This window comes from Enterococcus durans (assembly GCF_002277935.1).
GTDB classification, from domain to species: Bacteria; Bacillota; Bacilli; order Lactobacillales; family Enterococcaceae; genus Enterococcus_B; species Enterococcus_B durans.
On record NZ_CP022930.1, the window covers coordinates 104818 to 117538 of the forward strand.

Sequence of the window (12721 nt, forward strand, 5' to 3'; positions counted from 1 at the left end):
AAACATTCATGATGAATGTTCGTGGAATCCTTCTTTGGGTTTAGCCATTGCTTTTCCTGTCGCTTCTAGCACTTCACTGTATCAAAACCGAAGCATGTATCTTTAGGACAGCTAGCTGTTTTTCTATGGATAAATACGATTCAATAAACGTGGGAATGGGATTGCTTCACGTACATGATCAATACCAGCAATCCAAGTCACCGTACGTTCCAAACCTAGTCCAAATCCAGAATGGGGAACAGAACCATATTTACGTAGATCAAGATACCAAGAATATTCGTTTTCATCTAATCCATGGTTTCTGATTTGTTCTAATAAAAATTCGTAATCCGTTGCCCGTTCACTACCACCGATGATTTCGCCATAACCTTCTGGAGCGATCATGTCAGCACAAATAACAACATCATCTCTTGTTGGATGTGGCTTCATGTAGAAAGGTTTGATTGCTTTCGGATAGTTCAAAATAAAGACAGGTTGTTCAAACGAATTGGCGATGAATGTTTCGTGTGGTGAACCAAAGTCATCGCCCCACTCGATGTCATCGAAGCCGTTTTTCTTCAATAATTCGATTGCATCATCGTATGAGATACGTGGGAATGGTAATTTTGTATAAGTTTTCAGTACTTCTTTGTCTCTTTCCAAGACATCTAACGCATAGTCACAATGATCAAGAACATTTTGCACTAAGAAAGCGACATATTGTTCTTGGACTTCTAGACTTTCTTCCTGATGCATAAATGCCATTTCAGGTTCGATCATCCAGAATTCAATCAAGTGACGACGAGTTTTTGATTTTTCCGCACGGAAAGTTGGTCCGAATGAGAATACTTTTCCAAAAGCCATTGCAGCAGCTTCCATATAAAGCTGTCCGCTTTGAGATAAGTAAGCTTTTTGATCAAAATAGTTTGTTTCAAATAGATCCGTTGTTCCTTCTGGTGCAGAACCAGTCAAAATCGGTGGATCAATCTTAACAAAATGATGATCATTGAAAAATTCATACGTTGCACGAATGATTTCATTTCTGATTTGCATGATCGCATGCTGTCTTGAAGAACGTAACCATAAATGGCGATGATCCATCAAGAAATCTGTGCCGTGTTCTTTTGGTGTGATAGGGTAATCATGACTTTCACTGACCACTTCAATGTCAGAGATCCCAATTTCGTAGCCGAATTTTGAACGGCTATCTTCACGGATTTCACCTGTTATGATGATCGATGTTTCTTGGTGCAAGTTTTTCGCAAGTTGGAAAACTTCTTCTGGCACTTCACTTTTTACGACTACTCCTTGGAAATAAGCAGTACCGTCTCTTAATTGTAAAAAGGCGATTTTTCCGCTTGAACGCTTATTGGCTACCCAAGCGCCGATTTTTACTGTTTCTCCCACATGGTTTTTCGAATCGATGATTTGAATTTGTTCCACGTTGACTCTCCTTTATCATTTCCTATTTTTAGGATTAATTTTGACTTTTACTCTCAATGAATCGGGCAATCCGTCTCACTGCTTCTTCTAAGGTTCCTAGATCTGCCGCATAACTCATCCGCACATTTTCTGGCGCACCGAACCCTTCACCAGTTACCAAAGCAACGCCAGTTTCTTCTAATAGATCTTCTACCCAGCGAGTGACGTTCTCATATCCGCAAATCGCCATCGTTTGTTTGACATTCGGGAATAAATAAAATGCACCTTGGGGCTTATTGATCGTTACTCCAGGTAAGTTAGAAACAAGCGGATATATGATATTCAAACGCTCTTCAAATGCACTTCTCATTTCCTCTACCGTATCTTGAGTCCCAGTCAAAGCCTCAACTGCCGCGTACTGACTAACTGCAGTTGGATTACTGGTCGACTGCGAAGCAATAGCGATCATTCCATTGATGATCTCTTGATTACCTACAGCATAACCGATCCTCCACCCTGTCATCGCGTATGTTTTTGACACACCATTGATGATGATGGTTTGTTGACGAATTGCTTCTGATATCGTTGCAATTGGAGTAAACTCATTGCCATTATAAACTAATCGTCCATAAATATCATCTGCAACTATCAAAATATCGTTTTTGACAGCCCATTCCCCAATTGCTTGAAGTTCATTTTTCTCATAGATCATTCCTGTCGGATTTGACGGAGAATTGATGATGATTGCTTTCGTTTTTGCTGTGCGTACTTGTTCAAGTTGAGAAACAGTTACTTTAAAGCCGTTTCTCTCTTCGCCTTTGACAAATACTGGCTTTCCTTCTGCTAACTTCACTTGTTCTCCATAACTGACCCAATACGGTACCGGAATAATCACTTCATCTGCCGGATTCAAAATGGTTTGGAATAACGCATAAAGTGCAAATTTAGCCCCATCAGTCACAATTGTTTGTGAAGGTGCATAATCGACACCATAATTCTGTTTGAGATAGGCGACGACTGCTTGACGCAATTCAGGGATACCAGCGCTTGGTGTGTAATAACTAGCTTTACCATTTTTGATTGCCTTGATGGCTGCCTCTTGAATGTTTTCTGGCGTAGCAAAATCAGGTTCCCCAACAGTTAAGCTCAAAATATCCCTACCTTGTGCCTTCAACGCTTTCGCTTTTGCTGCTGCTGCCAGCGTAACAGACGGTTCTAGCCGTTGAATTTTTTCTGATAGATTCATCTAACTCATCCTTTACAATTTAGATATCGGTAATTGTTTTTACTTCTTTTCCTGTGTCAAAAGCAATTAGATAATAATTCAATTCATTATGTGAATTTTCTCCTGTGATTTCCCAGACTACTTGATCATCGTACATACCAAGAGTTGCTTTTTCGACTTGGATATCCGGATGAGCATCCGCAATCTTTTGTTTTGCTTCTTTTTCTGTCAGCCCGTCTTTTTGAGCTAAAACTTTTACTTTTTCACCCGATTTTGGAATGACGACCACGATTTCCTGGCCTTTATCATTTTTACCTGTCAAAGAGAAATACGTTTTTTTACGTGTGAACCAATAAAAACGATCAACTTCCTTTAGATCGGCATATTTTTCGGCAATCTCAGTCGCTTCTTTTTTCGCCTGCATCATTGGACGACTTGAGCGTAAATAGAAAATCGAACTAAATACGATCACTGCTAACAAAAAAATGATTAAGCCAAGTAAAACGCGGTTGATGATCTTTTCTTTTGCCGTTTTTTTCTTTTTGTTTTTCTTTGGTGATTTTTTCAAGGATCGTCGCTCCTTTTTTTTGTTCGCTATCATTCATTATAGCAGATTTTTGATATGAAAAAAGAATGTCACAGGAAGTTTATTCTTCGTTTTTGTTTAAGAAGTGATGGATGTCATGGCAAATCTCTTCCATTGAGTCTTCCTTGATCGTGATTTTTTTAGGCAAAGCTTGAATGATCCGCGCCCCATATTTAGCAGAAAGTAAGCGCCGATCCAAAATCAGCAGAACCCCGCGGTCTTTTTCTGAACGAATCAAGCGACCTAATGCCTGTCTCAGCTTCAAGGCTGCTTTGGGAACCGACTCCTGATAGAAGGGATTAAGTCCTTCTGATTCAAGATACGCATTTCTGGCTCTTACCATCGGACGCAAAGGATTATCGAAAGGAAGTCGAGTCACTACTACGATTTGTAACGCATCTCCAGGTAGATCGACGCCCTCCCAAAAGCTGTCTGCACCAAACAGTACACTCATTTCCGATAACGTGAACCGTTTCAAAAGTTTTTGGCGACTGCCACCAAAACCTTGTGCCAGAATCTCTCGTCCTTGCTCCAACATAATCAAATGAATCCGTTGGTACACTTTTTGTAAAATATCATGTGAAGTAAAAAGGACTAAGATCGGACGCTTCTCTTGTGTAATCAGCTCCATGAGAGAATTTGCCAAATAATCAACATACTGCTGACCGCTCACTTGATTGATTGCCGGAGCATCTTTAGGCACATAGACTCTAGCTTGTTGCTCATAATCATAAGGAGAAGCAATCACTTTGAGTGGTGTTCCATCTATCCCCAAGCGCTTCGCTAGATAGTGACGATTTGGCCCGACTTTTAATGTGCCACCGATATATAATATTCTTTCATAGCGAGGATACCAAGCGGTTGTTTCTAATAGAGCTGCCTGGAAATCATGCAAATGAAAAATCGTTTGCTGCGGATTCTTACCGGGTACGAACCAATGAATCAGATTCTCATGCCAATCTTCTAGCCATTTTTCCATAAAAAATCCTTGTTTTTCCATTTGATCAAACAGCTGATAGAAAGTCGCCAAATCGATCCGCATCTGGTTCGTCCAACTTTCTTGGATGATTTCTAGACTGAGGCGCATCTGTATCTGCAATTGCTGGATTTCGCGGTAAAACAAATGAAGATGATCAATTGCCATGCTTGCTTCTAATGGTAGCTGATCAAGCATATCTTTGGTGACCATTATTTCTTCTGGATATTCGCCATGGGTCTCCTTAGGTGCAAACTCATTCAATCCTTCTGCCAGAAAAATCTGTGCTTCACATAATGCACTTAATTCATCTCGGTAAATCTCAAGCCAGCGACGCATGTCATGATTCTCCGGCAAATAGCTTTGAATGCGGTCAAACAATCGTTCTGGATCTTCAAATTGCTGGATTTGTTTATAAAATTGAGCAATACTTAGCCGCTGGTCATTCACCTTTTCTGCAATGTCTGGTAAATGATGCGCTTCATCGATCAATAAATAAGGACTTTTTGGAAGTAAAGGCGTTTTCCTTTGTGTTTCTTGGACTAAAAAAGCATGGTTCACAATCAAAAAATTGCTCTGCTGGACTTTTCTTTCTAAGAAACGGACAAAATCTTGTTCATAGAAAGATTGATTACGTGCTAAAAAGTTTGTTCCTCGATGCGCGATCTCTGAGAAAAAGGCATGATTCAGATTCGTCAGATGCAATTCATCTAAATCACCTGTTGTTGTTTGGGTCAACCAGACCAAGACCGACATTTGATAGAGAGCATATTGTTTTTGCTCCTTTGGTGTTGCCAGTGTTGCCTTGAATCGTTGGAGATCGATATAATGCCGGTAACTTTTGATGATAGTCGCTTGGATCGGTTGCTCCAATAACTGATTCAACAAAGGGATATCTTTTTCCATGATCTGCTGTTGTAAAACAAGCGATACTGTACTGATGATTGCTGGTTTTTCTGGTGTTGCCAGATAACTAAGGGGTAAGAGATAGCCGATTGTTTTGCCCATTCCTGTAGCAGCTTCAATCATCAGATTTTTAGACTCATCTTTTGTAAAATGGTCATACACCGCATTCATCAAACGATTCTGCTCTTTTCGATACATCAATGTTTTGCCAAACATTTTCTCTTTGGCCTGTTTCTTCCTTGGATAGACCTTTTTGCCATAATGCACATCTGTATAGAGCTCTACTTCTTTTTTTCGCAAAGCAATGCCATCGATGATTTCCCAGTCTTCCTTCAATCTAGGAGGATTCTCTCGCATTTTATCCGTCACGTGTTGGATGAATCCAGCTGTATCCAATCCTGTCTGCCCGCTTAATTCAATGATTTTTTCTAAAGTGATGATCGGCAGCTGTTGCATACGCTCTTCGATCAGTAAAAGAAGTTGCGCAGTCACTTCTGCATCACTGTCTGCCTGATGAGGATTTTCGTGGACAAAACCTAGACTCTCCGATAAATCAGAAAGACGAAAACTTGGTTCACAAGGCAAGAAAATCTGTGCTAACTCAACGGTATCGATTCCTGGAATCGTCAAAGCTGGTGTATTGCAACGGGTCAATTCTTGGTTAAGAAAATTGTAGTCAAAGTATATATTATGTGCGACAAAAATTGTGTCAGCTAATAAATGATAGATTGTTTGTGCAACATCTTCAAAATAAGGTGCTTGCTGCACACGCTGATTTGTGATCCCAGTTAAATGTTGGATTTGTTTAGAAATCTTTCGACCTGGATTAATATCTATCGAAAAACGAGAAGTGATTCGACCACCTTCAATCATGACACACCCAAATTGGATTATTCGATCTTCTTTTGGATTTGTCCCAGTTGTTTCGATATCAACAACTGCATAAGTTTTTGGTTTCAAAATAAATACCCCTTCTCTTTCCTTTAAATATTCTCTTGCGATTATACTACAAACCTAAGAAAATTACTTTGACCCTCTCCTTTCTTTTAGTAAATCATCATAAAGATGGGGAGCTTCACAATGGATAAAACAGTTGCGCAAGACAAAAAAAGCTCGGAAAACTAATTGAATAGTTTCTCCGAGCTTTATAAATTATATAGGTTGATTAAGCTTTAACAACGTTAGTTGCTTGAGGGCCACGTTGACCTTCTTCAACATCGAAGTTTACTGTTTGGCCTTCTTCTAAAGTTTTGAAGCCGTCGCCTTGGATAGCTGAGAAATGAACGAATACGTCGTTACCGTTTTCTGCTGTGATAAATCCAAAACCTTTTTCTGAGTTAAACCATTTTACTGTACCTGTTTCCATAATAAAAATCCTCCTTGTGTATCAACACATATTTTGCAATTACTTGAATGGTGTATATCTGGAAGATGTTTATTTGAAACAAGCTACCACAGATTACCGAACAAAAACTACATTCTTACTATATCATACTGTTTACAAAATTACCAGAGTTTTTCCTTATTTTTTTGTATTTATTCTCTTATTTAGAAGATATATTTGCAAATAAACGAACGTTTTCTTAAAATCACCCCTATAAGATTCAGAAAATTTCTTTTTCCTATTTTCACTTTTGCGAAAAATTTCAATTTATTATCTGAAAAAAGGATGAACGAACTTTGGAATTCTCTAATGATCCACATCATTTTTTAACTGATAAAAATTAGTATGCGCATCTATCCCCTCTCATCTGCAAGGTTCGTTTTTCTGAGAAAAGTACATTCCCCTCGCAAAGCCAATGGGACTAAAGCACAAAAATAATGAGCGAGAGGCAAAAGCTAGCTTTTGTCTCTCGCTCAAGATGAATCCAACGGCTGAAACAGAGGAAACTCCTTTTATCGGAGCTATACACTTCTATCAACGCCTGACCATTCATCTACTTTGATAGTTTTCACTCAATAACGTAAGATCGCAACTAAACTCTTTTCGTCTGGTGCATCTTTTTGTTCAAGGATAAAGACCTGACCACCGTTAGTGATCACATTATCTGCTAGTTCATTCAGCACCTGACGGCGGTCATATTCTGTTTCTGGATCTTCGCCAAAACCATCTGCTAAATTAGATGTAGCAATGAATAAATGGGATATTTTCCCTTCTTTTGCTGCCGGTATAATATCAACGAGTTGATCAATGAACTTTTTATCAAGCAACTTATTGTAGTCACTTGCTTCTTTGACAGCTAATTCTTGCGATAGTTTTTTTGCGCCTGCTTCAATTTCTTTTAATGAAAGTTGTGCAGGTGAAGCTGAGATCGCAACATCGGAACGATAATAAGGGTTCTTCGCCACTTTTTTGAACATCGTCTGATTTTCTGGTAATGCAAATAAGAAGATAGGCCATTTCTCTGGATTTTCAAATGTATCTTTCAAATAGTCATCGACTGCTTGATAATAATTGACCCAATCAATTTCGACTTCTTCATCTTTAGGATTGACTCCATGGAACGTCGTACCTTCACTACCATTTGATGCGTAGTTCAACCCGCCTCCTGTTAGTTCAGATCCGAGAGCAGTGACGACATCTTTTGGTGCATCTTCAGGCAAAGCCACTTCTTTGACTTGTTTATTCGTTACTTCGTACAATTTCATCGAATCACGATTCAATCCTAATAAATAGTATGAATAGTTGAAATGTCCATTTTTGATGATCGCTAATAAATAAGGTAGATCACTCACATAATACTGGTCATCTACAGGAATACCCAAACGGTGGATAAACACTTGTTCTGGTGATACTATGACAGCTACACTCGTTGTGGCACTACGCCAGAAAGACGGATCGTCCAACAAACTAGTAATTTTTTCTTGGAATGGGGACCAATCATGCTCAGAGTATTTCTTTTCAAAGCGCTTTTTCGCTTCCTTTGCAAAATTCTTGAATTTGATTTGATCTTTTTCTACGTCTTGATGCGCAACATGGGTGTTTAACATAATCGTGACAAACGGTCCTTTGGTACCTTCTGAAGTCAATTGTGATAATAATTCTTTTTCTTTTTTTGCCATAAACGTACCCCTCCTAAAAAAATCATTTCTTTGTATCTGTAAATAAAGTCTACCACATCCCATTTTATCAATACAATAAAACGAATCCCTACCAGAGAAATACCTGATCGATTTTTAGTTGTGTTGTCCTACTTCATATTTTTTTCATACTTTCATCAATTATATGCTCATTTCCTTAACAGTAGCTTCAAACTCTCTTGCTATACTATAAAAAAACAAAAAAAACGAGGTGATCTTATGCAATTATTCATGATTTTTAGTTTGGTCGCTCTCTCAGCAGGCGCCCTTTTTGCAGCATCACGCCTAACCGAACCCGAAGTACAGCCAGTCAAAATTCGTGTCAATGAACCCAAAAGATAACTTTCTCTGATTCTTCATTAATAAGACTTGTTCTTTATAAGGTTTTTTTCAGAACCATTGAAACCTTTTGTTCTCTCTGATAATATTCTAAGTTGTAAGAATCAATTTAAAAATGAGGAGAACAAAGATGTTCAAAAAAAATACCCGTTTTATTGTACTATTAGCAAGTCTTATCTTATGTATCACTTCTTTCTTGCCTAGCGCAACTGTTCAAGCAGACGACGCATTTAAAATAAATGCCAAAGCTGCCTTTGCCGTAGATGCAGAAAGTGGAAAAATCCTTTATGATCAGGATGGCGAAAAAACGATGGGAATTGCTTCCATCACAAAGATCATTGGTCTATATATCGTACTTGAACAAATCAAAGAAGGTAAATTATCTTGGGAAGATAAGGTAGCCATTTCGGATTATGCAGAAAAATTAAGCGTCGTGCCGGATCTATCGAATGTTCCTTTGCATAAAGAAAATGATTATACAGTGAAAGAACTTGTTGACTCAGCTTTCATCCAATCAGCCAATGCTTCTATGGTTGCTTTAGCTGAAAAAGTTGCAGGCAGTGAAAGTAAATTTCTTGAGTTAATGAAGAAACAACTAAAAGATTGGGGCATCAAAGATGCAACGATCGTCAATGCATCAGGTTTAAACAATTCTTACCTAGGTGAGAATCGACCTGAGAATACTGGTGAAACAGATGAAAATCAACTTTCTGCGAAAGATGTCGCTATTGTTGCTCGTCACCTCATCTTAGATTATCCTGAAGTCTTAAAAATCACGAGTACCACAAATCAAACATTCGGCGAAAACACACAGTCACCGGTTGAAATGGTCAATTGGAACTGGATGCTACCTGGTTTTGTAAACTATCACGAAGGTGTCGATGGATTAAAAACTGGCACAACTGATTTTGCGGGTGCATGCTTTGTCGGAACGATCAACAAAGATGGCCGACGAATCATCACAGTGGTTTTAAATGCAGATAACCATGAAGAAAATCCAAGTGCCCGATTCAATGAAACGTCACGATTGATGGATTATTGTTATGACAACTGGTCAGAAAAAGAACTTGGAAAAGCAAATGCAAGCATTCCAAGCCTAAAAGACATCAAAGTGAAAGATGGAAAAGAAACCTCCGTCAATGTTGCGCTAAAAAGCCCTGTAAAAGTCTGGGTCGAAAATGGAATGGATACTGGAAAATTAACGATTACTCCAACACTTGATAAAAAGAAAGTAACGGATGATCAAGTGACCGCTCCTATCAACAAAGGCACTACAGTTGGCTCAGCAACGATCCAATTAGCTGATGACAAATTAGGCTATTTGGAAGCAAATCAAGAGCCTTCGACAGACATCATTACCACTTCTACTGTTGAAAAAGCTAATATTTTTGTCATTGGTTGGCGCCATGTCACAGATTTTTTCAGTAATTTATTTTAACATCATGAATAGTCACCAAAAAGAAGTCGAGACAAAAGTCGTTTAGGTGTGAGAAACTGAAGAGAAAAACGAGCAATACGCTTTTTGTATTGTTCGTTTTTTTTTGAAATTTGCGGTTTTATAATGATGGAAAAGTTTGGCTATCAAAAGGTGAATACAAGAGGTTGGGACAGAAGTGTTTAACTCCGAGAAATAAGAAGAAATTCACGAAAATTGCTTTTCAAATTTTTGTGAATTTTGGCTTATTTCCGAAGGAGTTGCTTCTGCTCCCACCGTTTACTCGTTTTTAAATAATGAGACAAAAGTGTTTCTTACTTTTGTCCCACTCTCAGAAAGTAAAACCGATCTTCTGGCTTTCTATTTGGGACGGATTTTTCAAAGTATCCTTTCATTTCTCAGAAAAAATGAGAGAGGAATTAGTCACGCTCTCTTTAAGTGAAGGAACCAAAGAGAAGATAAAAACTCTTCAAGCAAACGGGAATCAAAGAAAACATCTTTCGGTTATCTTTGATGTTGATCATCTGGAACAATTGGCTGATATCTATCAACTAGCGGAATTTAAGAAACAGAATGGATAGTCTTCCTTAGATTCCCAGCTATCAGATACCAGCCAACTTAATGCAATTTTTTTATGTCCATCGCATCTTTGACTGTTGCTAACTCGTTTAAGATCAACGAAACAGCCTTGCAAGGAAATTGCTCGAGATAAAAAGGGAGGTTGATCTTTATCGCTATCTTTTCAAGAAAGCTTGGTCTCAGTTTTAAGAGTGATTGCTGAAGACAAAAAAGAAAGTACTTTATTGAAGTGTCCCCGCTAAACTTTGGAACTGGGGTCTTACTTCATTGTTAAGTACTTTCTTTTTCTTAGATATCACAATAATTTATTCGATTTATCCATACCTACAGTGATCGAAATGACTTCTGGATGATCCATGATCGTTCGAACCAATTCTTTTTCAAGCATATTCGTTTTTACTTTTACTATATAGTGTAAGGAACAAGTTTCTTTATTGATTTTTACTTTTTTTAAATTGCAGTTTTCTGTATACTCTGCAATTTTTTCTTCAATAATACTCGAAAGAAACAAGGATTTAGAAACTTTTAGCTTGATCGTTTTTTCAGTATTAAAAACTGTATGTTTATTTTTGATTGGAAGCGTGAAGATGATGACTTGGATAGCAGCAACTATACTAGACACGAATAGTGCATAGACAATATACCCCATTCCTGTGGCTAAACCAATCGACGTTGCCCAAAAAATACTGAAAATATCTCTTGAGTTCCCTTGAGCAGACCGGAACCGCACTAAGTTAAATGCGCCCAGAACAGCGATCCCCGTACCTAAGTTGCCGTTGATCAACAAAATGATGGTATGTACTAAAGTAGGTAACCCAATCAAGGCAAACATGAAGTTTTTTGTACAGTTGTTTTGATACATATGGGTGTAAGCAATCAGAATGCCTAGCAAAATCGACACCACCATACATAAAAAGAAATCATCTAGTGTGAGTTGAGAAGGCTCATTTTTTAAGACACTATTGAACATAGAGGGGGTCCTCTTGGATATATCTTTTATAGACTTGTTTATATTTAGAAAATTTTATCTCTTTTTTGCCCATCCTATCCAATCCTACCTGTAACCATTCAGGTATTTCTCCTGTCGTTTTTACTTCCATCAGCACATCGATTTCTGGCGCTACCAGATTGTCTTCTGTACAGTGTTCCCAGGTCGTTAAGTCCATTAGACGGTAATGGATATTTTGATCAAAAGTGATTCGCAAATCTTCTGAATCTCTATTTACAAATGCTTCTCTTAAATAATAGATATATACTTTGGGCTCCAATGCCAACCTTCTGAACAACCACTGTATTTCATTAAAAATATACTCTTCTTCTAAATTACTGAATGTGGTTTCTGCCAATTCGATATTTTCCAACATATCATCGAGCTCATGATGCGCTAATTTTATTCTACGTTTATCTGTCATTCCTTGAAACTTTCTTTTTATCTCTAAGTAGATAGGCGATATGTCCTGAGGATCTCCATATTTTCTGATTCTAAATTTTTCTCGATAGGACTTTTCTGTAGTGATTTCTTTTAAAAAGTGATGATCGTTTGTATCAAAATACAAGGAAGAAATAAAATGATCACTATATTTATCCCGAACTACCTGTTTTGGAAATAGTGTTTTCAAATACTTAGCTTGGTCATAAGTTAATGCAAATTTTCTTTCAATGCGTTTAAATCTTTTTTTGTTCATATACTATCTCCTATAAAATACTTTATCTCAAAATAGAATTACTTTCGATTATATTTGTGACAGTGAATGTATAAAAAAGCGAGTAGATAAATACTGATTTTTTCATTCTGGCCTACTTGTTCCACGTTTTACTATGTATACTTCTTGTCCATCTTGTTTTGTCCATCAAATCATCCGGTTCATTCCTTCCATAGATTTTATTGCCGTTAACATTTTATTATGCAACTGGTTTATTGCTTGACCGATATTTTCCAATAAAAAAAAATATCGTTTTCGCATTCATTTTCAATGTTACAGTTATTTGTATCTACAAAAGTCTTCATCATGATCGAGGTCTAAAAAATCTGTTAATTTGAAGATTTATGTTTTCGATAAAAGCTTTTTTCAACATAATTCGTTATAATAGAAACGTCGTGAAAAAACTGATTGACTATTTAGTAACTAACTTTTCTATATTCGATATATTTACTACTAAATGATGCTATCTTTTTTAAGAAAAAATTTACAA

General features: G+C 37.5%; 10 protein-coding genes. 2 read left to right on the forward strand and 8 right to left on the reverse strand.

What is annotated here, in order from left to right:
• Positions 1-123 precede the first annotated feature (123 nt).
• The 6 genes from asnS to CJZ72_RS00575 form a co-directional block, all read right to left on the reverse strand.
• Positions 124-1422 (reverse strand): asparagine--tRNA ligase, encoded by a 1299-nt coding sequence (gene asnS, locus CJZ72_RS00545; protein WP_095443523.1) that lies wholly within the window; start codon positions 1420-1422, stop codon positions 124-126.
• 34 nt (positions 1423-1456) lie between these two features.
• The gene (locus CJZ72_RS00550) at positions 1457-2647 is read right to left on the reverse strand and encodes a pyridoxal phosphate-dependent aminotransferase (RefSeq protein WP_095443524.1); all 1191 of its coding nucleotides are present in this window, start codon (positions 2645-2647) and stop codon (positions 1457-1459) included.
• Positions 2648-2666: 19 nt separating this feature from the next.
• Complete coding sequence (locus tag CJZ72_RS00555; RefSeq protein ID WP_171024604.1) at positions 2667-3227, reverse strand: cell wall elongation regulator TseB-like domain-containing protein; 561 nt, start codon at positions 3225-3227, stop codon at positions 2667-2669.
• A 46-nt stretch (positions 3228-3273) separates the two neighbouring features.
• Positions 3274-6054, reverse strand: coding sequence for a helicase C-terminal domain-containing protein (locus CJZ72_RS00560; RefSeq protein WP_095443525.1), 2781 nt, complete (start codon positions 6052-6054; stop codon positions 3274-3276).
• A gap of 205 nt (positions 6055-6259) precedes the next feature.
• Positions 6260-6460 carry a cold-shock protein gene (locus CJZ72_RS00565; protein WP_005875554.1) on the reverse strand — a complete coding sequence of 67 codons (201 nt, stop codon included), beginning with the start codon at positions 6458-6460 and terminating at the stop codon, positions 6260-6262.
• A 590-nt stretch (positions 6461-7050) separates the two neighbouring features.
• Positions 7051-8157 carry a baeRF6 domain-containing protein gene (locus tag CJZ72_RS00575; protein ID WP_095443526.1) on the reverse strand — a complete coding sequence of 369 codons (1107 nt, stop codon included), beginning with the start codon at positions 8155-8157 and terminating at the stop codon, positions 7051-7053.
• Positions 8158-8644: 487 nt separating this feature from the next.
• Between CJZ72_RS00575 and CJZ72_RS00580 the strand changes: the two genes are divergently transcribed.
• Positions 8645-9952, forward strand: coding sequence for a serine hydrolase (locus CJZ72_RS00580; RefSeq protein WP_095443527.1), 1308 nt, complete (start codon positions 8645-8647; stop codon positions 9950-9952).
• A gap of 293 nt (positions 9953-10245) precedes the next feature.
• Positions 10246-10530 carry a DUF3788 family protein gene (locus CJZ72_RS00590; protein WP_081134367.1) on the forward strand — a complete coding sequence of 95 codons (285 nt, stop codon included), beginning with the start codon at positions 10246-10248 and terminating at the stop codon, positions 10528-10530.
• A gap of 293 nt (positions 10531-10823) precedes the next feature.
• Here the strand turns inward: CJZ72_RS00590 and CJZ72_RS00595 are convergent, their stop codons facing one another.
• Together CJZ72_RS00595 and CJZ72_RS00600 are read right to left on the reverse strand one after the other, a co-directional pair.
• Positions 10824-11498 carry a DUF4956 domain-containing protein gene (locus tag CJZ72_RS00595; RefSeq protein ID WP_095443529.1) on the reverse strand — a complete coding sequence of 225 codons (675 nt, stop codon included), beginning with the start codon at positions 11496-11498 and terminating at the stop codon, positions 10824-10826.
• A complete protein-coding gene (locus CJZ72_RS00600; protein ID WP_095443530.1) occupies positions 11488-12213 on the reverse strand; it encodes a polyphosphate polymerase domain-containing protein in 726 nt (241 codons plus the stop codon). Before CJZ72_RS00600 ends, CJZ72_RS00595 begins: the two co-directional genes overlap by 11 nt.
• Between the last annotated feature and the right edge of the window lie 508 nt (positions 12214-12721).

What these genes read in the sequence shown, in the direction of transcription:
- CJZ72_RS00565 (WP_005875554.1), bottom strand. Translation starts at nt 6,460, where the DNA reads ATGGAAACAGGTACAGTAAAATGGTTTAACTCAGAAAAAGGTTTTGGA.
- CJZ72_RS00590 (WP_081134367.1), top strand. Translation starts at nt 10,246, where the DNA reads ATGAGACAAAAGTGTTTCTTACTTTTGTCCCACTCTCAGAAAGTAAAA.
- CJZ72_RS00600 (WP_095443530.1), bottom strand. Translation starts at nt 12,213, where the DNA reads ATGAACAAAAAAAGATTTAAACGCATTGAAAGAAAATTTGCATTAACT.
- CJZ72_RS00595 (WP_095443529.1), bottom strand. Translation starts at nt 11,498, where the DNA reads ATGTTCAATAGTGTCTTAAAAAATGAGCCTTCTCAACTCACACTAGAT.
- CJZ72_RS00580 (WP_095443527.1), top strand. Translation starts at nt 8,645, where the DNA reads ATGTTCAAAAAAAATACCCGTTTTATTGTACTATTAGCAAGTCTTATC.
- CJZ72_RS00550 (WP_095443524.1), bottom strand. Translation starts at nt 2,647, where the DNA reads ATGAATCTATCAGAAAAAATTCAACGGCTAGAACCGTCTGTTACGCTG.
- CJZ72_RS00575 (WP_095443526.1), bottom strand. Translation starts at nt 8,157, where the DNA reads ATGGCAAAAAAAGAAAAAGAATTATTATCACAATTGACTTCAGAAGGT.
- CJZ72_RS00555 (WP_171024604.1), bottom strand. Translation starts at nt 3,227, where the DNA reads ATGATAGCGAACAAAAAAAAGGAGCGACGATCCTTGAAAAAATCACCA.